The sequence below is a fragment of the Fulvimarina manganoxydans genome (assembly GCF_900176465.1).
Taxonomy (GTDB): Bacteria; Pseudomonadota; Alphaproteobacteria; order Rhizobiales; family Rhizobiaceae; genus Fulvimarina; species Fulvimarina manganoxydans.
This window is the reverse complement of sequence record NZ_FWXR01000008.1, coordinates 79,997-99,846: the sequence shown is the minus strand read 5'-3', so window position 1 is coordinate 99,846 and position 19,850 is coordinate 79,997. Positions and strand designations below refer to the sequence as shown.

Sequence of the window (19,850 nt, the reverse complement as noted above, 5' to 3'; positions counted from 1 at the left end):
TCCATCGTATCGACCGATCGGGATTATGACTTTTCGGACCGGTTCAACGCTCTTGCCGAACCAACGACGCATTCTCGTCCGTTCGACGTTCCCGCTGTTTCTTCTGCCGCCGCCCGAACGTGACGACCCGGTAGACGTAGCCGAGGACAAGGAACGCGACGACCGCCTGCGTGACGGGATCGAGCCAGCCGGCGACAAGGTCGTACTGGGACTGGAGAACGTAGCCCGCGAGCGTCAGGAACGCAGTCCACATTACCGTTCCGAGCGCCGACCAGGCCAGGAACCGCACCATTCCCATCCGATTGATTCCCGCCGGCACAGAGATCAGGGTTCGAACGGTCGGGATGAGCCTTCCGAAGAAGACCGCGCTCGCGCCATAGCGTCGGAACCACGACGATGCCGTGTCGACATCGTCGGAAGTCATGGTCAGCCATCGCCCGTGGCGATCTGCGAGGCGCTTGAGCCGGTCGAGCTTAAAGTAGTACCCGGCGTAGTACCAAGGTAAGGCACCGAGAAGAGAGCCGATCGTGCCCGCGACCAGCACGCCGATCAGCGACAGATCGCCCTCGGCGGCGGAAAAGCCGGCGAGCGGCATGATGAGTTCGGAGGGAATCGGCGGAAAGATGTTCTCCGCGAACATCAAGAACGCGATGCCAAGATAGCCCGATTGCGTGACAAACCCCGTGATCCAGTCGAACATCGTCTTAGCCCCCGCCGTAAAATTTTTATAAAAACAAGATTATCTATCAAGCGTTCCACATTCGAAGTATACGAATTGGTATAGTTCTAGCGTTCTAGCTGCCGGCGCTTCTTCGAATGCGAAGGCGAAGCCCATCCAGCCTCCCCGAAAAGACCGGTTTCGTACATGCTCAGAAAGTCAGAAGCGCAGAAGATCTCGTAGCAGCATTGCGCCCGATCGCCGGCGCTTCGATTGCCGCAGAGATCGCATGAAAGCAGATTTCGCTGAAATATTAATTCACGCCGAAACCGCGCGATGTAACGGTACGGACCAGCGATTTGTCTCCGGCATTGGTAAGCCTTTCATACCCAAACCAATGGGGTTCTTCGCAAGGAGGCTGTCCGACCGGGACTCGCAGGTAGCTGCTTGCAGATCCACTGCCTGTCCGCATTTAAGGGACATGGTGGCCATGAAATCTATGCGAAGGCTCAACGCGGATAGCTCGCGAACACCTCGGTGGAGCCGTCCGCTTTGACGAGGAGTACGTCGTAAGGCGTGTTGCCGGATCCCATCCCCGGCGCATCCGCCGGCATGCCCGGAACCGACAGACCGACCGCGTCAGGACGTTCGGCAAGAAGCCGCTCGATCTCTGCCGCCGGAACGTGGCCCTCAATGGCGTAACCGCCAATAAGGCCGGTATGGCAGGAAGCGTGCTGCGGCGAGAAACCTGCCTCCTGCTTCCTGGCGTAGAGATCGGCCGAGGCGAGGTGGTCGACCGTCACGTCGTAGCCAGCGTCCTCGACATGTCGGACCCAGGCGGCGCAACAGCCACATGTCGGCGACGAATAGACCGTCATAGCCTCGCCGGCCTCAGTGAGAAACGTCGTCGAGAACAATGCGATCGCACCGGCTCCGAGAACGGCTCCGAGGGTCGTCTTCTTCGTAGCTGTCATTGTCAGTCTTCCTTCAAATGAACGTCTGTGAAGGGCTCGGTCACTACCGATTGGAAGGACCGAGCTTGCAGTGTCGGATCGGAGGACCTGGCGCCTTGTCGCATTGGCCCCCCGCAGAGGCGTCACTTCATCTCTGTGACGGTCAGCTTGCCGCGCACGCGCTCGGCAATGAACTCGATCGCCTCGCCCGCCTTCGCCCTTTCGAGCATCGCTGGGTCCCGGTCTTGTTGTCGCTGATGATCGAGAGCCGTATACAAAACCAATGGTCCGATGACGTTAAAACGTTGTGCGCTTCGACCGATCCGAAACGACGGGCCGAGCGCCATGCGCTACTCCTTCCCGGCGACCTCTGCCACATAGGCCGAAACAGTCGCGATCTCGTCGGCCGTCAGGCTGTCTGCGAACGCCGGCATTACGCCGATACCGCTCTTGACGGCTGCGGCGACGCGGTCCGCGCTCGGCTTCAAATCGTTAAGGTTCGGGCCGATCGCACCGGACGCATCGGCATCGGCGAGCGTGTGGCAGACGGTACAGGCTGGTTCAGCCTTCTTGGTGAAGATTTCACGACCCTCCTCAACATCGACCGATGGGTCGGCGGCAAGGGTTGGGAAACTCGCGAAACACATCGCGAGCACGGCGAAGAGTGACGTTGATCTGATGGGCATAGCTTTCAGTTCCTTTCGAAAGCGATTTAAGGGGTTCGTACGTGACATTCGGCGAAGGTGCGCGGGAACCAGGCGTGCATGGGAGCAGCGTCCCGCCACTCGGTCGCGGAGCAGCTTCGGGAGTGCATCGAATGTCGGTCGTCACAACCTGCATCGGGTTCGGGCCTTTGGCATACGAGGCCCGAACCCGATGATGAAGAGCAAGATCTCTCGAGGGTGCCGGCGTCTTCGGGCGATAGAGCACCGGCCAGTTTTGCGGCGCAGCGTCAGCTGACAGTCACGTCCACCGCATGAGCCCGCCAGCCGTTGTTGCCGTAGCCGCGCTCGTTGGGCGGGAAGTCCTCTGGTTGAGACAGCCCGTCTGCCGCCGTCGCCCGGCTCGCGAGCGTGTGCTGCCCTGCAGAAAGATCGGCGATCAATGCGAACGGTCTCCAGGCGTAAGGACCCATATCGGGTCCGAGGAACCGGGCTTCCGTCCAGGTCTCGCCACCGTCGGTCGAGACTTCGATGGTCTTGAGCTCGCTGATGCCACCCATGGCGACACCATGGATCTGCACCTTTCCGGCGGACGCTTTCTCGAGCGGACCGGTGATCCAGGATTTGACACTCATCTCGAACATCGAGGGCTGCGAGGGATCGCCTTCGACACCGATCGGGCGCATGCGGTAGCCGGTCTGTTGGATCTTCGCCGGCGACTGGTCCGCGGTGAGCGCGAGGCGCTTGATATACTTAATGTTGTTGACCCCGAAATAGCCGGGCACGATCAGCCGCAGCGGACCGCCATGGGCGAGCGGCACCGGCTCGCCATTCATCTCCCAAGCGAGGATCGCGCGCTCCATCGCGTCGATCGGGACCGAACGCTCGACCTGGACCGTCTCGGGTGGCAGGCCCGCAGGGATCTCTTCGCCGCCCGTACCGGTGAGCCATTGACGACCCTCCGCAGCACCGCCCATCGCCTCGGCGAGAACCCGTACGGGAACGCCGGTCCACACGACGTTGCCGGCTGCACCCGTCGCCCACTGCGAGCCGCTCGTCTCGTGATCGAAGAAGGCCCGGCCGTTGCCGGAACACTGGAGAACGCACACCACGGTCTCGACGCCGAGGGTCTTCATTTCACCGACGGTCATCGAACCCGGGTTGGCGAACCCTTCGAACTGGACCTCCCAGGCATCGCGATCGGCGACGATGTCTTCGGACGGCGCCGGCAGGTTGTTGCGGATGTAGAGATCGCTCGAGGGCGTGACGAGCGCGTCGCCCTGGGCGGCACGCTTGGTTTCCAGCGTCTGGTCGGTGTGGACGATGAGATCGTCGGCGTCCTTCCATGAGGCATAGGCCGGCAGCTTTCCACCGTCCTGCGCGAACGCTGGCATGCCGTAGGCCGCGACCCCTGCAAGCCCTGCGGAACCCATCAGGAATTGGCGGCGCTTGATGGCGAGTGTGTCGATCATGGTTTCCTCCCTTTATCGAACCCGGAGCCGCCATTTTCGACCGATTAACCCCGGGGCGTCGTCGTCGAGACCCTCGCGAATTGCTTCGGCAAAATCGCAACTCCTCATTTCAGACGCGCGAGGCACGCCGATTATTCCATAGACGATAGAATGGGACGGTTTTTTCGAACAACGGGAATAATCGACGACGCTGACGCGTCGGCACGAACAGGAGATCGCTTCGCCGAACGGACCGACCGCCATAGACCGAGACCGCTCCGGCGACATTCGTTGGAGCCGAGGAAAACATTTGGGATCGAACATGAACAATACCAGCGAAACGACAGCTTCGTCCGGAGCCGGTCCTTGGACCGGACTCATCCTCACCGCTGGTATTGCCGCCGCGTCTTTCGCTCTGCGAGCCATTCCCGGCGTCGACGTTCTGTCGCCACTGATCTTGTCGATCCTCATCGGGATGGCGCTGCATAACACGGTCGGCACGCCGGCGGTGGCCAAGCCCGGCGTCCAGTTCTCGCTCAAGGTCATCCTCAAGGCGGGCATCGTGCTGCTTGGACTGCAACTCACATTTTCCCAGGTCGTCGAGGTCGGCTGGCTCGGCGTCGCGATCATCACCGTGACGCTGGTCGCGACTTTCGTCTTTACCAAGTGGCTCGGCGCACGCCTCGGCATCGATCGCAAGCTAACCGAACTCATCGCCGCAGGGACGGCCATTTGCGGGGCCTCGGCGGTGATCGCGACAAACACTGTAACGCGCGGCAAGGACGAGGACGTCGCCTACGCCGTCGCCTGCGTGACGGTATTCGGCTCGCTGTCCATGGTTCTGATCCCGCTGATTGAGACGACCGTCCTGCAACTCGGTCCGATCGCCTACGGGCTCTGGTCCGGCGCGACGATCCACGAGGTTGCGCAGGTCGTGGCAGCCGCCTTCCAGCAGGGCGAGGCTGCGGGCCATTACGGCACCATCGCCAAGCTCACACGCGTCATGCTGCTCGCGCCGCTCGTCCTTGCGCTTGGCTATTTGGCCCACGAGCGGATGTCGGGTTCTGGCGAGAAACAATCCAGCGAGGACAAGTCCGGTGGTGGCGTGCCGATCCCCTGGTTCGTGTTCGGCTTCGTGGCGATGGTCGCGGTTGCCTCCACCGGTATCGTACCAGCTGCCGCGGACCCCTGGCACCAGGGACTGACGCAGTTTCTCCTCGCCATGGCGCTCGCCGCGATGGGGCTCGAGACCGACATCCGCAAGCTGGTTGCCGAAGGGGCACGCCCGGCGATCCTCGGCGCGGCGTCCTGGCTCTTCATCGTCGTCCTCGGGCTCGCTCTCGTCGTCGCGACCGGTGCCGGTCACTGACGAAGGACGAAGCGTGACCGCACCCCTCTCGTCTCAGCTGGAACGGACGGCACGGCTCACCGCCTGCGGTGAGGTCCACATGTCGCGGCTCAACATCTACTGGTGGAGCCTTCGAAGCCGCGGCTGGGACGTGCCCCATTTCGACCCGTTGGACGGTGGAAGCAATGCTAAGCTGCTCGTCCTTCTGGAGAGGCCGGCGCGGCAGGGAACGGCGCCGCGCTTCGTCTCTCGCGACAACCCGTCGCCGACGCAACGAAATCTGCGACGTTTTCTGTCCGAAGCCGGGATCGAGCGAAAGACGACGGTGCTATGGAACCTCGTCCCCTGGCTTCCACCGATTTCGAGCAAGCGAAACCTTTCCCCGCGCCGGGCCGAGATTGAAGGCGGGCTCGTAGAAATCCCGCGGTTTCTAAACTGTCTTCCCCATTTGCGCGGGGTCCTGCTCGCGGGTCGGACTGCAGCCTGCGCGGCCCCGGTCGTCACAGAATGCCGGCCAGAGCTCACGGTCTTCCGGATGCCGCATCCCTCGCCGATCCTTCTCGCCACCGATCCCCGTTACGCGACGACGATCGCCGATACGCTTGCGAGGGTTGCGCAATATTTGGAGATCAGTTGACGAGCGTCTTATTAAAACGGTGAGATCGCCGGGCGCAAAAGCGGCTTCAAAATTTTCCGATCGCCAAGCGCATGTGACCCAGGACATTACAGTATCAGGAAAGGCCTACTCCCCGAGGTGTCCAAGCCGTCCGAGCCTTCGATAGACAGCGACGGGTTGGGCCAACGTCCCTGACCACCGGGCACTGAGACAGGTTTCGGTCATATTCGTCCATACCTGACCGAAAGTCTCTGATCACTCGGAGATGGGCAAGCGGAAACATTGGGCTCAATTTTCCGACGGACCGGTGAACAACCGCCGAAGTCTCACGCGCAGCGAGGCGCAGCGTCGATCCGGTTCCGGAGTTCGGCAAAGACGAGGTGCCCTTTGTCGCGGCGCGTGACGAGGCGCAGATAGGTCTCGATCGCTGCGAACCGCTCCCTCGCCATGCTTCCCGCGATTATCTCGTAGGTCTTTCCGCCCGCGGACCATTGGGCGGAAAGGTTCGTCCCGGCTCCGGTCACGATGGGATCGCTACCGTAAAAAAGGCTGAGCCGGCATGCGTTCGGGCCGGCATAGTGGACAAAGCTCCCGTCCTTGGTCTCTGCCGTCGCAACGATCTCCATGCCGGCAATCGAAAGATCCGGAAAGGGTCCGTCGGTGGCCGCGGCCGGTCGCAGTGTGTCGGTTCCCCGCGGATGCAGAGGTACGGACAGGAAGCGTTCGTGCATGCCGACAAGGGTCGTGGGCCCGTCTGCGGCGCGAAGGAAAAGCCCGGCCGCGACGACAAAAAGGGCGAGGCACGCTGCGAGCGCAAGACCTAAGCGTCGCGACCTCAGGAACGTCGTCGGTCGCCCGGTCCTCTGAAAGATCCCGAGGACGTCCTGTCCGTTCGGGCTGCTTCCGGATTGTGAAACCGAAAGCGGAGCTATGCCGGGCCTCATGCGACGAAGCGCAGCTGTCTGTGCGTCCAGCTTTTCGAGCATCGCCGCGAGCGCCGGCTCCCGGCGCAGCCTTTCCTCAAAGGCGGCCGCCTCCCCCGGCGCCATTTCGCCGTCCATGTAGGCGGACAGGCTGTCCCAGTCCCGATCGGCCAGGTCACCGCTGTCCGCGCCATCCGTTTGCAACGACATCTTCTTTCCGCGCTCCAGTTGTCAGCGGTCCGGGCCATCGATCCGTTCGCGCAGCGCGCGGCGCGCGCGGCTGATCCGGCTCATCACCGTTCCGCACGGCACGCCAAGCACCGAAGCGGCTTCGTCATACTTGAGTCCCATGACGTCGATCAGGAACAGGATCTCGCGGGTCTGCGGCGGCAGCGCCTCGAAGGCCATGCGGACCAGCATGTCTCCATGCGAGTTTGCGTGCGCGACGTCATTTTCGCGGACCCCCGCTTCACGTTCGCAATAGTCCCTGCGTACCTTCGAGCGCCTTGCCGCATCCGTTCTGAGATTGCGGACGACCCGGAACATCCAAGGCCGCAGCTCCTCGATCGCGCCGGGCGGATCGGCGGCGGTCAGCGCCCGGGTCACGGCCTCCTGCACCATGTCCTCCCCGTCCTCGCGTCGTTCGCAGATCGAGCGGGCGTAGGCGTTCAGTTCCGGCAGGAGGCGTTCGAGATGGGTGCGGAGCGCCGTGGACATGGACCGGCTATAGCGCCGGTCTGATCCTTTCCGCAATGCAAGGGGTACCAGTGTCGCAAATCGTTCCGCTGCGTGGTCGCGGCAGATTAGCGCTGCCAGCCCTCGGTTGCCATGATCGTCTGGGCCTTCTGCGATACGAGGAAATCGAGGAACTCCTGCGCCGCCGGATCGGCCTTCGGCGAGATCACCACGTTGACGTCCCGCCAGATCGTACGGTTCTCGTCGATCTCGACCATTTCGAGAACGTCCTGATGGGTCAGCGGCCAGTTCGGCCAGGTGATCCAGGCATCGGCGTCCTTTTCCTTGAACTGGGCGAAACTCGCGCCCGAACCGAGGGCGTAAGCGACGATGTTCTTCCGGAACCGGGCGATGTCATCGAGGCGTCCGAGCCGTCCCGCAACGTCCTCCCAAGTTCCCGTCCCGGACGTGTTGTAGACGCCGGCACCTTCCGTCACGACGATCTTCATGCCGTCCGCGAGAAGGTCGTCGAAGCCTTCGATACCCTTCGGATTGCCGGCCTTCACCGCGATGACGGTCGGACGGATGTAGATCGGCTCGACCTCTTCATGGTCGAAGGCAGGATAGGTGAGCAGAAACGCGGTCATGGATTGCTCGGACGTGCCCCACATGATGTCGGCGTCGGCCTGGGCATCAGCGGACCAGGCCGATTCCGGCCCGGCAACGATCTCGACCTTGTTCCCGGTTTCTTCCTCCCAGACGTCCGCAACCTTGCGAAATGCCGTATGCGGACCGCCGGCGCCGTAGAGCTTCACCACGCCGTCCTGCGGCGCATGCTCGATCGACGGATCGGCGAGATCGGTCTTGCCGATCCGATCGGCGACGGTGTCGGCGAATGCGGGGCCTGACAGCATCGCCGCGGCGAGGGCAAGCGTGGCGGTTCGGGTCATCGTCATGTTCCTTCCCAATCGTTGTCGGAACGCGGAACCGCGCCCGTCATGGAAGGAACGGCTGGGCCGGCCCGATTATTCCAAGTCTTCCGAACCCGGTATGTGAGCCATCCGCCGCCGATCGATGTCCCTATACGCGAGGGATTGCCCTCGGCCCGGCCTCAGGGGCGGTCTTCAGGGCGGTTCCCGTGTCGTCGTGATCCCTTTCACCACACCCCCGAACTCCCCGTCGCGGTAATCGATCTGCTTTTCATATTGAAACGAGCAGCATTTCTCGTTGGTCGGATCGTCGCGGAACGCCAAATTCCAGTCAGGACATTACGAACGACCGCTTCAGGCAGAGGACACCCGCATGACCAAAGCTCCCCTTCGCATCGCCGTCAGCGGCGCTGCCGGACAGATCTGTTATTCGCTGCTCTTCCGGATCGCCGCGGGCGACCTCTTCGGCGCGGATCGACCCGTCGCGCTTCACCTTCTCGATCTGCCGCAGGCGCAGAATGCAGTGCGTGGCGTCGTCATGGAACTCGAGGACTGCGCCTTTCCGCTTCTTTCCGACGTTGCCGTCACCGACGATCCGAACGCGGCCTTCCGCGACGTCGATGCCGCGCTCCTCGTCGGCTCGCGGCCCCGCTCGAAGGGCATGGAGCGGCGCGATCTTCTCTCGGCGAACGCGGAAATCTTCAAGACGCAAGGAGCGGCGCTCGATGCCAATGCGAAGCGCGAGGCGAAGGTGCTCGTCGTCGGCAACCCCGCCAACACCAACGCCTTCATCCTGGCCGAAAGCGCACCGAATTTCCCGCGCGACAACATCGCCTCTATGATCCGTCTCGATCACAATCGTGCGCAGGGGCAGCTTGCGGCCAAGGCGGGGGTGGGCGTCGGCGAGATCGAGAAGCTCGTCGTCTGGGGCAACCATTCGCCGACCATGTTCGCCGACTGGACGTTTGCGACCGCGAACGGGCGTCCGCTCGCCGAGACGATTTCAGACGAGGCCTGGTACCGCGAAACGCTGATCCCGATGGTCGCCCAGCGCGGCAGCGCGATCATCGAAGCGCGGGGTGCCTCGTCCGCCGCCTCGGCGGCCAATGCCGCGATCGACCATATGCGCGACTGGATGCTCGGCTCGGACGGCCGCTGGGTGTCGATGGGCCTTTCGTCGACAGGTGCCTACGGCATTCCCGAAGGCCTCTACTGCGGCGTTCCGGCAACCTGCACTGCCGGTTCGATCGAGCGGATCGAGGATCTTAAGATCGACGAGTTCCAGCGCCGGAAGATCGACCGGACGGTCGCCGAACTCGTCGAGGAGCGCGACGCGGTCCGGGCGCTCCTTGCCTAATCGCCGAGGTCTGCGTCGTGTCGAACCTTCTGATGGCCACATCGGCGGATGCCGGAATGACATCCACACGTCATCCGGCGACCGCATCGAAGCCGATAAAAGATCGCGCCGCGAGCCTCGTCTTGCCTTGGCGATCGATCGGTCGTATCTTTGCAACGATGATGGATGGGGATGGAGTCCCCCGATAACCGCCTCGTCTTCGAGGCTGATGGCTCCTACCGCACGGGCGCGTTTCGAACGGCCGGTGGTAGGGCTCTGTCGTCTGCCGCTCCGATCGTTCGTACCGCCCCACCGAACCGGAAAGGGCGCATATGAACATGCTTATCGCCATCGCAGGAGCAGGGATCGGCGGAGGCTTGCGGCACGCGACGAACCTCGCCGTCGTCCGGCTTCTTCCCGGCCTCTCGTTTCCGTTGTCGACGGTGATCGTCAACGTACTCGGCTCGTTCGCGATGGGCATCCTGATCGAGGTCTTCGCGCAACGCAGTGCGAACGACCATCCGCTCAGCCTGTTCCTGACGACGGGCGTGCTCGGCGGCTTCACGACCTTCTCGACGTTCTCCCTCGACGCCATCTCCCTCTACGAACGGGGCGAATTCGTCACCGCGACACTGTACGTTCTCGGTTCAGTCCTGGCCGCGATGGCGGGGCTCGTCGCGGCACTCTTTCTCATGCGCACCGTGTTCGCCGGCGAAGCGGCCTGACGAACAAGGGGAGAACAAGGCGATGGATGACAACAGAAAACGGCAGGATCCAGAAGTCGAAGAGGTCAATGAACTCGCCGACTACGAGCGTCGGCGCAGGGCGTCGAAGGGGGCGAGTCCCAGGCAATCAAGGTCCGTCACATCGTGGATCATCGCGGTCGTCGTACTGACCGCCGCTGCGCTGGTCATCTGGGCGGTACTCGGCTCGTGATCGACGCGATGCTTCTGCTTCGGAACGAGCCGGCGCCCCCTTTGCCCGAAGCATGCTGTTCCCCAAGCCATAACGCGAGGAATTGAAACCATGACCGAAACGTCCGTCCGCGACACCAACCATACCTTTCTGCAGAACGACGATTCCCTTAACGTCGAGACGCGGTCCGAGCGGCTTCGGGATTCCTTCCTCACCAAGCAATCGGACTTCTACATTCGCTGCCATGGCGATGTGCCGAGCCTGCCGGACGATCATCCGATCAAGATCGTCGGTGGTTCCGGTAAAGAGACGACGGTTTCGGTTGCGGACCTAAAGGCGAGATTCAAGACGCGCACCATTGCGGCGACGCTCCAGTGCGCGGGCAACCAGCGTCAAGAGATGCAGGCTACCAGATGACGACCGGCGACGGCTGGGGCATCGGGGTGATCGGCAATGCCGAGTGGACCGGCGTTGCGCTCCGTGACGTGCTCGGCGGCATCGCGATCGATCCGTCCACAGCTCATGTCGCCTTCGGTTGCGCTGACGCGACCACGGTCGCAGGCGAGAAAACGAAATTCGGGATTTCGATTTCGATCGAGAAGGCGTTGCACGCGGACACGCTGCTCGCCTGGGCGATGAACGGCGAGCCGCTGTCACCGGAACATGGCGCGCCGCTGCACCTCGTGGTCCCGGGCTATGCGGGCGTGCGCAACGCCAAATGGGTCGAGACGATCGAATTGCGTTCGGCCCCGTGCGAGGCGCCGACGCAGAGCCGGGACTAGAAGCATTTCCATCCCTCCGTCTCGCAGGACGAAGCCGACTGAGACACCGCCCTGAAGATCAACGAGATGCCGGTCAACTCGGCGATCTGGATTCCCTCCGACGGCGCTTCGCTCCCGGCCGGTCCTATTCTTATCGCGGGGTACGCCATCGCGTATGGCCGCGCAGTCGCGCGGGGTGACGTCTTGAGCGATGGTGGAAAGACTTGGCGTTCCGCGGAGATCGACGAAACGGGCACGCCTCGGACTTGGGTCCAGTGGTCCGCCGAGTTTGAGTTGGAAGCCGGAAAACACCAGCTAGTTGTCCGCGCGGTAGACGATGCGGGTCAAGGTCAGTCCGATAGCACGGAAGGCATCTGGAACTTCGCTGGCTATCTCTGCACGAGTTGGCACCGCATCCACGTCACGGTCGCATGAGGTTCGATCGTGCCCGAGGATGACGCGGTCGCCTCGCGGACGGAACTGGCCGGCGACCGCACGGACCTTGCCGAAGATCGAACGATCCTGGCGAATGAACGCACGTTCGCCAGTTGGCAGCGCACGGCACTCGGCGCGATCGGTGTCGGGATCGCCTTCAATGGACTCTTCAACGAGATCGATCCGACCTGGGTCGCCAAGGCCGTCGCGACGCGGTTCATCGTCCTCGGCCTGTTCATCGTCGCGACCGCGCAGCTGAAGGCCTCGATGGTCTCGCATCGCCCGGAAGCCCATTGGATCAGCGCGGTCCAGACATCCAGCTTCTGGATCATGACGATCACCTTATGGATCGGAGGTCTCGGCCTGATCGCTGCGATCTGGCTCATCACCTATCCGGGATACGCCTTGCGATGAGACATTTTCTCGTACGCAAACGGGCAGGCAGCGTTTTTAGTCTTCCGCACGAAACCTGCCGGTCCGGTTTTGGCCGATCGGCCAGAGCGCGCTTTGCGTACCCATTCGGACCCACAGGGGACGCTTGTCTTATGACTTTCTGTGCCGATCAGGCAAACATGAACCGCCGCGGAAAGGGGTCCTATCTTTTCGCGGCGGCGAGGGATGGATCGCCCGGACGCTGGGGTTGTGTCCCGATGCGTGGTGTAGGAACGCCGATCTCGGAGGGTCCGAGATCATGTTTCGTCAGGCGTCCAGCATGGGCAGGCTGACGATGGGATTGTCGCAGACCTTTGCGAGGGTTTCCAGAGACATGTAGCGGCGCGAGACGGCCCACTCGTCGTTGGTCTCCAGCATGAGAGCTCCGACGAGGCGTTTGACGGCAGCATCGTTCGGAAAGATGCCGACGACATCCGATCGGCGTTTGATCTCGCGATTGACGCGCTCGAGCGAATTCGTCGAGGCGATCTGCGGCCAGTGGTCGTCCGGGAAGGCCATATAGGCGAGGACGTCCTCGCAGGAGGCGTCCATCATCTCGGCGAGCCGGTCGAACTTGTTGGTGCGCATGTGATCGGCGACCTCGCGCCAGCGGCGGCGGGCATCGTCGTGGGTCTCTTGGGCAAAGATCGTCTTCAGCATGGCGATGACGGCGGGACGGTGCTGCTTCGCGCCGACATGAGAAAGGGCGTTGCGCATCCAGTGAACCCGACATCTCTGGTGGGTTGCGGAAAAGACCTTGTTCGCGGCAGCGCGTAAGCCCTTGTGATCGTCGCTGATAACGAGCTTCACGCCCCGCAGTCCCCGATCGGCGAGCGAGCGCAGAAAGCTCTTCCAGAACGTCTCGGCTTCCGATGGCCCTGTCGCGACACCGAGGATCTCACGGCGACCGCTGGCGTTGACGCCGACGGCGACTATGACGGCAGTGGAAACAATGCGCCCGCCTTCGCGGACCTTCAGATAAGTGGCATCGATCCAGAGATAGGGCCATTCGCCCTCGATCGGACGGGAAAGGAAAGCGTTCACCCGTTCGTCGATCTCGCCGACCAGGCGGCTCACTTCGCTCTTGGACACGCCGCCGGCACCCATGGCGCGGACGAGGTCGTCCACAGAACGGGTCGAGACGCCGTGAATATACGCTTCCTGGATCACCGCAACGAGGGCCTTCTCAGCGGTGCGGCGCGGTTCGAGAAAGCTGGGAAAGTAACTGCCCTTCCTGAGCTTCGGGATCGCCAGATCGATCTGGCCAGCCCGGGTATCCCATGCTCGCTCTCGGTATCCGTTCCGGTGGTTCGTGCGATCCGGGGTCCGAACGCCAGCAGGGGCACCTGTGCGCGCTTCGATCTCCATCTGCATCGTCCGCTCGGCGGCGAATGCCAGCATGTCGCGGACAAGATCGGTGTCGGCCTCTTGCTCGATGAGGCTGACGAGCGCAGTCTTCATATCGGTCATCGTAGTCTTCCTTCAGGTTCAGGTTCGCAATCCGAACCCTACCGAAGATCGACGATGACCGCCGCAAATCCGCTCGTTTCGCTACGGCGCTATGGAGGGCGCATTCGCTCGCGGATTTACGCAGTTCCTACACCATCTGTTGGGACGCAGCCGACGCTGGCCGTTTGACGGGCCGAATTAGAGTTTGATCACCCTCGTCTTTTCTCGAAGGCCTGAACGGATACCCGGACTCTGGTTCCGGACGACAAGCAGAGGCTCGGAAAAGATGACAGAGGCTACCATCGGCATCGACATCTCGAAAGACAGGATCGACGTTCACCGTCTGCCGGGTGGCGAGAGCCGGCAGTTCGCCAACGACAAGACCGGCCTCAGGGCCTTTCTGCGTGGGGTGGAGCGAAGCGGTGAGCCACCCGCCCGAATCGTCTTCGAGGCCACCGGTGCTTATCACCGCGCTCTGGAACGCCGGCTCGCCGAGACCGGGCTTCCCGTCGTCAAGGTCAATCCGCGAAACGCTCGGCGCTTTGCCGAGGCGGCCGGACGGCTCGCCAAGACCGACCGGATCGACGCGGCGCTCCTGGCCCGGATGGGAGTTGCCCTCTCGCTCGAACCATGTGCTGTTCTGAGCCAGACCTTGAGCGATCTCAAGCAGATGATCGTCGCGCGCGAGGCGCTGATCAAGGACCGGACCGCGGCGAAGAACCGGGCGAAGGTCATGACGATCGCTGTCCTGAAGCGTCAGAATGCCGAGCGGCTGAAGCAGATCGAACGCCAGCTCGTTGCGCTCGACACTGAGATCGAGGCGCAGATCGCGGCCGAGCCCGATCTTGCGCCGCGTCTGGGCACCGATCGGACAGCGCCCGACCGCCGTTTTCCGTCCTCGCTATGAATGGCTGTAGGTCACCGCATTCGTCTCACCACAAACCGGGAACAGCTTTTTCTATCTGTCGAACGGCGTCTCGAAACGCCTGTTCGAAGAACTCCTGGCGCTGCTTGCCAGAGAAGCCGGAACTGGACCGGACGAAATCATCATCGTCGTTCTCGACAATGCTGGGTGGCACGCTCCGCCCGATCTTGCCATACCTCCGGGCGTCCGGCTGGCTTTCCTGCCGCCCTACACGCCGGAACTTCAGCCCGCCGAGACCCTCTGGGTCCTCGTCGACGAGCCCATCGTCAACCGATCGCTCGATACCCTCACCGAACTCGACGCCCTCGTCGCAAAGCTGTGCGTCCCTCTGACAACCCAAACCGACCGAATAATAAGCCGCACCGGATACAATTGGTGGTTCAAAATCTCAAACCCGAGCTAATCCCCCGGATTTGGTATAACTCTCTGATGAAGAAACGGATTTGTCCAAGAACCGATTTCCGCTTCTCGGTCCGATGCCTGAACTCTCCAGAAGAACAATTCGGGTTCCACACAACTGAGGCTCGCCCATGAAGAAGCAAGTCCAGATCTGCACCGACGGCGGCTGACTGCGCCCGGAAGCACGCTGGCCGGAGGTGACGATCGACATTCCCGTCGGCGCGATGCGCGCCTACGAGTTCGATGCGGTCCATCCCGGCGACTGGGCGCTCCATTGCCACAAGTCGCACAGTGCGATGAACGCCGTGGGTTACGACGTGCCGACCTTCATCGGCGCGGACAAGTCGGCAGTGGCGCGTAAGGTCAAGCTGCTGCAACCGGACTATATGCCGATGGGCACCGACGGCATAGCGGATACGGCCGAGATGTCGATCGCGGTCATTCGTGCCCGGTTTCGATCCTGATCTTCTCGAAAGTAACCTCGACCGGATCGGCGTAGCGCTTGCCGTTCTTCTCGTCATGACGCGGAAATGTCGGCGGCGCGATCTTGACGCTGAGGTCGTAGACGCCGTCACCTGGAAGCTTCAGGTCCCGGCCGTAGTGATAGAGCCCGGGATGCCAAAGGAATTCCGGCTTGAAACGCACGATCTCCTGGCCCTCCAGCGACAGCGTGCAGTCGATGTCGAGATAGGGGATGAAGCGGTGATCGGCCGCGTCGAGGACAGCGATCTCCATGTGACAGTTCATGTCGGATGGAGCCTCGATCCATTCGAGCTTTCCGTCCTTGCGGTGGAACATGCCTTCGGCGCGTTCCTGTGCAAAGGCGACGATATAATCCCCGGCCCGCATCTTGCCGCCGGTGTCGGCGACCTTCTCTGCCATGTAGTCGAGCGAGGCAAGATATTTCGCACCCTCTTCCTTGGCCATTTTTAGTTGGTTCTGGTCGGCCTCGTCGCTCGGCTTTGCCGGCGGCATCTTTGCGTCAATTCCGGTCGCTTCGGTCATCGCGTTTCTCCCTTGGGAATTGTCGGCCCACATGCAGCAAACAGGCGCAGCGTCGTCTTCGTTCCAGTTCGATTCCCCAATCGTTCCGATCTCAGATGAATCGGTCTTCGCGATCTGTCGCCGCCGGATAGCGGCGTACGGGATCGGACAGGCAACCGGGGAAGAGATTACGGCCGCTGGCACGATCGGTAGTTCCGCAACACTACATCGCTGGCTGAGAAAGCGGTCGCCGTCGCGAAATACCTAGGCGCCACGAGGGCCTGATCAAAATCCGATAAGACCACGCGACGGGTCCGAATACGGATGATCAACGGCGCAGATACTTGGTGGCTGCCGCCGCGCAAAGGCCGAGAACGATCAGAAACACGATAGCGCCGAGACCCGTGCCAAGCGCCATTCCTCCCATCTGCCCGATGCCCTTCATCGGCAACATGTTGTCTGTCAGAGGTCGGCAAATGAACGGCCACTTCCTACGAGTATCGCTTTGAAAGGGACATTCGTCTTGCAGCCAGTAAAAGCCGAGACCGGGACAATGCAGTAGATCGTCAGCGGACCAGGACAACCTTGACGCCGAGTTCGGCTTCCACGTCTTTCCACGCTCGGTCCGCTGTCACGGCAGGTACATCGAGTTGGCGGGCAAGAGCAAGGCAAGCGCGATCGCCGTGGCTGAGTCCGAGATGAACCGTCGCAATGCGCATGAGACCGGCCTCCATGGCGAGTTCGGCATCGAGCGCTCGCACATCGAGACGGAGCGCTTCGACCAGTCGAGGAACCGCCTCGGCAGGCACTCCTTTGTCGACGCTCTTCGAAACGACTTCCTGAAGGTTGATCGCGGAGATCGCGGCGTCGCGAAGCCAGCGTCTGGCTTCTGCAGCGCCGGTCTCCTCGTTGAGATCCACGAACACGGCCGAGGTGTCGACGACGCAAGACGGCATTAGGATGTCTCGCCTTCGGCAGACCGGTTTCCAAGATCGCGGTCATTCTCTTCGCGTCGGTCAGCGATGACCTCGTCCGCAATTTCTGTTCCTGGTGCCACGTATTCTCGAAAGATGGCTCTGGCTCGATCCAAGGCAGCGTCCGGAGTGGTGAGATGAACTTCACCATCGACCAGTTCGGCCATCACGTGACCGCCCTTCTGCACTCCGAGCTTTTCACGCAATGCGACAGGCAGGACTAGACGACCATTTGGGAGAACATTTACACGGATCATCATACTGCCCTTTCTCAATATATGGGGCCTAGACCTAGTGTGCCCTCTGGTGGCTCACTGGTCAAAATGTATTAGAGTGACCAAAAATAGAACATGACCAATCACCTGCCTTAGTCAAGAATGGTACGCTCATATGTGACCATTTATGAGCATTTTCAACGAAAAGCCTCATAAAGTAGATTATGCCACTTTCGCGCATGCGCGATAGCGCTGAGTACGTTTTCAATACAGTTTCTCCGTCCGGCTTGTCCTTTGTTGTCAGTTTCAGAAGACGCTCTCAGTAATTACCGGAAGTGCTCTGCAGCGAACTGAGCGGAGGGCGACATTCACTTCACGAGTTCTCCGGCCAAGAGCATTCGTCGGCGCGTCAGGCGACGTTGGCATTTCCCAACAGTCGGTAGACTGACGCTCGGCCAATCTTCATCTGCTTGGCAATTGCGGCTGGGCCGAGCTTCTCTTCCGCATAGAGCCGTCGCACTTCTTCGGCATCAATGGCCGGCTTTCGGCCGGTGTAGACGCCGCGTGCTTTGGCCGCTTGAATACCTTCGAGCTGCCGCTCGCGCCTCAGATTGGTCTCGAATTCGGCGAAGACGCCCAGCATATCCAGGAACGCCTTACCGGCAGCCGTTGCTGTGTCGACCGGCTGTTCGGTGGCGCGTAGAGCAACGCCGCGTTCTTTGAGATCGTAGACGATATCCTGCAGGTCCTTCATCGAGCGGGCAAGCCGGTCGATGCGGGTGACGACGAGCGTGTCGCCGGGACGCAGAAACTCAAGCAGGATGGCAAGTTCGGTCCGGCCATCGCGACGCGAGCCACTTTTCTTCTCCGCGCGGATGACGGTGCACCCGGCGGCGCGCAGAGCCGCTTCCTGGAGGGAGAGGTCCTGATCGGTGGTGCTGACACGAGCGTAGCCGTAAAATGACATGGAAATGGCCGAAACTGTCTCGTTAGAGTCTAGAGACCTCCCGCATAGCGTCTCGGAATCTCAAAAGCAACCCAAATGAGACGGCGGCGGGTGTCTCGCGGCTTCGTGTTTTTAGGGTAGACCCAAGCGGACGTGTGGGAATCACATCAATCCGAATTTTGGAATGGTTTGGGTGATGAGGTCTATTGCTCAGTTTAGTACCAAGATTCCATATTGGTAATACGATCTGAAAAATGTACAACAATCTCCAGATTGGTGTGACAGAAAATCTTACTTCCAGTGGAGACTTTGAAATGTCATCTCAGCGGGTCAAGATTGTGGAAGGCGGGAAATTAGTGATCCCGGCGGCCTTTCGGCGCGAACTCGGGATTAATCCAGGCGATACCGTTATTGTCGAAATGGCGGAGGGTGAGCTTCGGGTCCGCTCCATTCCATCGGCCATTCGCCGCGCGCAGGAACTGGTCAAGCAGTTCAATCCCGATGGCCGGTCCATGGTCGACGAGTTGATCGCGGACCGTCGAGCCGAGGCGGAACGTGAGTAGCCCGTATGTCCTCGACGCCTCCGCACTCCTTTGTCTTCTCAATGCGGAGAAGGGATCGGAGAAGGTCGCAAACGTCCTGCCTCAATCGGTCACCAGTTCGGTTAATCTGTCCGAGGTCGCCGCCAAGCTGTCCGATCTCGGGATGGATTCCGACGCGATCACGAATGCCCTTATCCCGCTTCATCTCAAGATTGTCGCATTCGATGATGCCAATGCCATCGCGGCGGGAACGATGCGCGCAGTCACGCGCTCTGCCGGTTTGTCGTTTGGCGACCGCGCCTGCCTTGCCTTGGCGGGCAGTCTCGGCGCGCCTGCCTTGACGGCGGACCGCGCTTGGAAACCCGTCGCCAAACTCTTGAATATTAGGATCGAGTTCGTGCGATAACCGCCGAATGATGGCTTCTCACGAACGCGTCATTTGGTGTCGCCACCGCTAGGTCGCATCTGCATTCAGGGATTCCGTTCCGGCACAAAAGGCCGCCGACTGGGTTCTCGATCAAGCCGCTTTGGCGGACTCGAAAGCGCTTGGTGAAATGGCCGCCTGACGCGGCCAGAGACTCAAATATCGCCATCGCCACGATGAACCGCTATTTCTGCGAGCGGCGGTCCCCAACAGGATCGCCGCTCTTGTCATGTCGCGAGGATCGCAATGGTCGACCTGTCCCAGTTTTCTCAGGAGCATAGCCCCGAGGCACTCGAGGCACGCATGGCGCTGCTGTGCGAGGATCCCGCGTGCAGCGATTGGCTGAAGGACGCGATCCGATCCGCGCTCGAACGCGATCCAGTGGACGCGGCGAACGACGCCGAAATCCTCGCCGATCTGCTTGCAAAGCGCTGCAATTCCTTACTCGGCAGCGCGGATCGCAGGTGATCGGGCCGTAGGCTCGCCGGCAAGGCTTTCCATGATCCTCAAGACGGCCTTGCGAATGTCTCGGTCGGGGATGGCCTTGAACAGCCGAACAGCACGATCGTCCTCGGTTTCGACGACCGGAGGACTGGAATCCGGCTCCAAGTCGATCTCGGACTTATCCAAGAGTTCACTTCCCGTCAGCCCAAACGATTTTGCGATCTGGCAGAATTTGCCGACCAACATACGGTTCAAGCCCTTCTCGTATTTTTGAACCTGCTGGAATGTCAGACCAAGAGCTCGGGCAAGTTCGGCTTGCGACATATCCCGGCTTCGTCGCTCTCGGCGATGGCGTCCGCGACGGCGTCGTCGATGCCGGCGGCCTCCTGCCATAGCCGCTCCACTTCGTCGGATATCGGGCCTTACGGTCCTTTGCCGGGGGGGGCTGCGTGGC

The 19,850-nt window shown here is 61.5% G+C and carries 27 protein-coding genes, 3 pseudogenes and 1 riboswitch; of the genes and pseudogenes, 15 read left to right on the top strand and 15 right to left on the bottom strand.

Features of this window, described 5'->3' with window-relative positions; genetic code table 11:
• Positions 1 to 43: 43 nt before the first annotated feature.
• The 5 genes and pseudogenes from B9A15_RS10870 to sorT all read right to left on the bottom strand — a co-directional run bounded on the left by B9A15_RS10870 (position 44) and on the right by sorT (position 3,745).
• The gene (locus B9A15_RS10870; RefSeq protein WP_084410084.1) at positions 44 to 700 is read right to left on the bottom strand and encodes a DedA family protein; all 657 of its coding nucleotides are present in this window, start codon (positions 698 to 700) and stop codon (positions 44 to 46) included.
• 467 nt (positions 701 to 1,167) lie between these two features.
• Entirely contained in the window at positions 1,168 to 1,632 is a 465-nt protein-coding gene (locus tag B9A15_RS10865) for a DUF411 domain-containing protein (protein ID WP_084410083.1), read from the bottom strand.
• A 122-nt stretch (positions 1,633 to 1,754) separates the two neighbouring features.
• Positions 1,755 to 1,850 (bottom strand): annotated as a pseudogene (locus B9A15_RS23845) (copper-binding protein); the annotation flags it as partial.
• A 111-nt stretch (positions 1,851 to 1,961) separates the two neighbouring features.
• On the bottom strand, positions 1,962 to 2,297 hold the full coding sequence (gene sorU / locus B9A15_RS10855; protein ID WP_084410081.1) for a SorU family sulfite dehydrogenase c-type cytochrome subunit: 336 nt from the start codon (positions 2,295 to 2,297) through the stop codon (positions 1,962 to 1,964).
• Positions 2,298 to 2,563: 266 nt separating this feature from the next.
• Positions 2,564 to 3,745 carry a SorT family sulfite dehydrogenase catalytic subunit gene (gene sorT, locus B9A15_RS10850; RefSeq protein ID WP_084410080.1) on the bottom strand — a complete coding sequence of 394 codons (1,182 nt, stop codon included), beginning with the start codon at positions 3,743 to 3,745 and terminating at the stop codon, positions 2,564 to 2,566.
• 301 nt (positions 3,746 to 4,046) lie between these two features.
• Here sorT and B9A15_RS10845 point away from each other — a divergent pair, with 301 nt between their 5' ends.
• Positions 4,047 to 5,093 (top strand): YeiH family protein, encoded by a 1,047-nt coding sequence (locus B9A15_RS10845; RefSeq protein WP_084410079.1) that lies wholly within the window; start codon positions 4,047 to 4,049, stop codon positions 5,091 to 5,093.
• A gap of 13 nt (positions 5,094 to 5,106) precedes the next feature.
• Positions 5,107 to 5,709 (top strand): uracil-DNA glycosylase, encoded by a 603-nt coding sequence (locus B9A15_RS10840; RefSeq protein ID WP_139798333.1) that lies wholly within the window; start codon positions 5,107 to 5,109, stop codon positions 5,707 to 5,709.
• Between the two features lie 305 nt (positions 5,710 to 6,014).
• Here B9A15_RS10840 and B9A15_RS10835 read toward each other — a convergent pair whose 3' ends face one another.
• The 3 genes from B9A15_RS10835 to B9A15_RS10825 all read right to left on the bottom strand — a co-directional run bounded on the left by B9A15_RS10835 (position 6,015) and on the right by B9A15_RS10825 (position 8,236).
• Positions 6,015 to 6,821 carry an anti-sigma factor family protein gene (locus tag B9A15_RS10835; RefSeq protein WP_084410077.1) on the bottom strand — a complete coding sequence of 269 codons (807 nt, stop codon included), beginning with the start codon at positions 6,819 to 6,821 and terminating at the stop codon, positions 6,015 to 6,017.
• Between the two features lie 21 nt (positions 6,822 to 6,842).
• Complete coding sequence (locus tag B9A15_RS10830; protein WP_084410076.1) at positions 6,843 to 7,328, bottom strand: RNA polymerase sigma factor; 486 nt, start codon at positions 7,326 to 7,328, stop codon at positions 6,843 to 6,845.
• An 86-nt stretch (positions 7,329 to 7,414) separates the two neighbouring features.
• Positions 7,415 to 8,236 carry an extracellular solute-binding protein gene (locus B9A15_RS10825; RefSeq protein WP_084410168.1) on the bottom strand — a complete coding sequence of 274 codons (822 nt, stop codon included), beginning with the start codon at positions 8,234 to 8,236 and terminating at the stop codon, positions 7,415 to 7,417.
• A gap of 352 nt (positions 8,237 to 8,588) precedes the next feature.
• On the opposite strand from B9A15_RS10825, the gene B9A15_RS10820 reads away from it, so the two are divergent.
• From B9A15_RS10820 to B9A15_RS10800, 7 genes are all read left to right on the top strand, one after another.
• Positions 8,589 to 9,572: a malate dehydrogenase gene (locus tag B9A15_RS10820; RefSeq protein ID WP_084410075.1), complete on the top strand. Its 984-nt coding sequence runs from the start codon at positions 8,589 to 8,591 to the stop codon at positions 9,570 to 9,572.
• Positions 9,573 to 9,730: 158 nt separating this feature from the next.
• Positions 9,731 to 9,797: riboswitch (Fluoride riboswitch) on the top strand.
• A gap of 86 nt (positions 9,798 to 9,883) precedes the next feature.
• On the top strand, positions 9,884 to 10,276 hold the full coding sequence (gene crcB, locus B9A15_RS10815; RefSeq protein WP_084410074.1) for a fluoride efflux transporter CrcB: 393 nt from the start codon (positions 9,884 to 9,886) through the stop codon (positions 10,274 to 10,276).
• Positions 10,277 to 10,298: 22 nt separating this feature from the next.
• A complete protein-coding gene (locus tag B9A15_RS10810) occupies positions 10,299 to 10,487 on the top strand; it encodes a hypothetical protein (protein WP_084410073.1) in 189 nt (62 codons plus the stop codon).
• A 90-nt stretch (positions 10,488 to 10,577) separates the two neighbouring features.
• Positions 10,578 to 10,883: a molybdopterin-dependent oxidoreductase gene (locus B9A15_RS23170; RefSeq protein ID WP_210190503.1), complete on the top strand. Its 306-nt coding sequence runs from the start codon at positions 10,578 to 10,580 to the stop codon at positions 10,881 to 10,883.
• The gene (locus B9A15_RS23165; RefSeq protein WP_210190502.1) at positions 10,880 to 11,248 is read left to right on the top strand and encodes a molybdopterin-dependent oxidoreductase; all 369 of its coding nucleotides are present in this window, start codon (positions 10,880 to 10,882) and stop codon (positions 11,246 to 11,248) included. Before B9A15_RS23170 ends, B9A15_RS23165 begins: the two co-directional genes overlap by 4 nt.
• Positions 11,249 to 11,314: 66 nt before the next feature.
• A complete protein-coding gene (locus B9A15_RS23840; RefSeq protein ID WP_210190501.1) occupies positions 11,315 to 11,662 on the top strand; it encodes a molybdopterin-binding protein in 348 nt (115 codons plus the stop codon).
• 9 nt (positions 11,663 to 11,671) lie between these two features.
• Positions 11,672 to 12,076 (top strand): YidH family protein, encoded by a 405-nt coding sequence (locus tag B9A15_RS10800; protein WP_170923260.1) that lies wholly within the window; start codon positions 11,672 to 11,674, stop codon positions 12,074 to 12,076.
• Between the two features lie 285 nt (positions 12,077 to 12,361).
• Here B9A15_RS10800 and B9A15_RS10795 read toward each other — a convergent pair whose 3' ends face one another.
• On the bottom strand, positions 12,362 to 13,564 hold the full coding sequence (locus tag B9A15_RS10795) for an IS256 family transposase (protein ID WP_084410071.1): 1,203 nt from the start codon (positions 13,562 to 13,564) through the stop codon (positions 12,362 to 12,364).
• Between the two features lie 265 nt (positions 13,565 to 13,829).
• Between B9A15_RS10795 and B9A15_RS10790 the strand changes: the two genes are divergently transcribed.
• The 3 genes and pseudogenes from B9A15_RS10790 to B9A15_RS10780 all read left to right on the top strand — a co-directional run.
• On the top strand, positions 13,830 to 14,450 hold the full coding sequence (locus tag B9A15_RS10790) for an IS110 family transposase (RefSeq protein ID WP_084410070.1): 621 nt from the start codon (positions 13,830 to 13,832) through the stop codon (positions 14,448 to 14,450).
• 28 nt (positions 14,451 to 14,478) lie between these two features.
• Positions 14,479 to 14,871: pseudogene (locus B9A15_RS23835) on the top strand (transposase); the annotation flags it as partial.
• A 148-nt stretch (positions 14,872 to 15,019) separates the two neighbouring features.
• Positions 15,020 to 15,307: pseudogene (locus tag B9A15_RS10780) on the top strand (multicopper oxidase domain-containing protein); the annotation flags it as partial.
• On the opposite strand, the gene B9A15_RS23830 reads toward B9A15_RS10780, so the two are convergent.
• The 5 genes from B9A15_RS23830 to B9A15_RS10760 form a co-directional block, all read right to left on the bottom strand.
• A complete protein-coding gene (locus B9A15_RS23830) occupies positions 15,306 to 15,602 on the bottom strand; it encodes an iron transporter (RefSeq protein ID WP_416186716.1) in 297 nt (98 codons plus the stop codon). The pseudogene B9A15_RS10780 and the gene B9A15_RS23830 overlap by 2 nt on opposite strands.
• Positions 15,603 to 16,179: 577 nt before the next feature.
• Positions 16,180 to 16,305 carry a hypothetical protein gene (locus B9A15_RS23635; protein WP_280173790.1) on the bottom strand — a complete coding sequence of 42 codons (126 nt, stop codon included), beginning with the start codon at positions 16,303 to 16,305 and terminating at the stop codon, positions 16,180 to 16,182.
• Between the two features lie 112 nt (positions 16,306 to 16,417).
• Positions 16,418 to 16,807 (bottom strand): type II toxin-antitoxin system VapC family toxin, encoded by a 390-nt coding sequence (locus tag B9A15_RS10770; protein ID WP_084410068.1) that lies wholly within the window; start codon positions 16,805 to 16,807, stop codon positions 16,418 to 16,420.
• A complete protein-coding gene (locus B9A15_RS10765) occupies positions 16,807 to 17,085 on the bottom strand; it encodes an AbrB/MazE/SpoVT family DNA-binding domain-containing protein (RefSeq protein WP_244556902.1) in 279 nt (92 codons plus the stop codon). Before B9A15_RS10765 ends, B9A15_RS10770 begins: the two co-directional genes overlap by 1 nt.
• Positions 17,086 to 17,449: 364 nt before the next feature.
• On the bottom strand, positions 17,450 to 18,007 hold the full coding sequence (locus B9A15_RS10760) for a recombinase family protein (protein WP_084410066.1): 558 nt from the start codon (positions 18,005 to 18,007) through the stop codon (positions 17,450 to 17,452).
• A 233-nt stretch (positions 18,008 to 18,240) separates the two neighbouring features.
• Between B9A15_RS10760 and B9A15_RS10755 the strand changes: the two genes are divergently transcribed.
• The 3 genes from B9A15_RS10755 (at position 18,241) to B9A15_RS10745 (ending at position 19,420) form a co-directional block, all read left to right on the top strand.
• Entirely contained in the window at positions 18,241 to 18,549 is a 309-nt protein-coding gene (locus tag B9A15_RS10755; protein ID WP_244556901.1) for an AbrB/MazE/SpoVT family DNA-binding domain-containing protein, read from the top strand.
• Positions 18,542 to 18,934 (top strand): type II toxin-antitoxin system VapC family toxin, encoded by a 393-nt coding sequence (locus tag B9A15_RS10750; protein WP_084410064.1) that lies wholly within the window; start codon positions 18,542 to 18,544, stop codon positions 18,932 to 18,934. The genes B9A15_RS10755 and B9A15_RS10750 overlap by 8 nt, the downstream gene beginning before the upstream one ends.
• A gap of 264 nt (positions 18,935 to 19,198) precedes the next feature.
• A complete protein-coding gene (locus B9A15_RS10745; protein WP_084410063.1) occupies positions 19,199 to 19,420 on the top strand; it encodes a hypothetical protein in 222 nt (73 codons plus the stop codon).
• On the opposite strand, the gene B9A15_RS10740 is transcribed toward B9A15_RS10745, so the two are convergent.
• Complete coding sequence (locus tag B9A15_RS10740) at positions 19,394 to 19,789, bottom strand: helix-turn-helix domain-containing protein (protein ID WP_139798343.1); 396 nt, start codon at positions 19,787 to 19,789, stop codon at positions 19,394 to 19,396. The two genes, B9A15_RS10745 and B9A15_RS10740, sit on opposite strands and share 27 nt — an antisense overlap.
• Positions 19,790 to 19,850 lie beyond the last annotated feature (61 nt).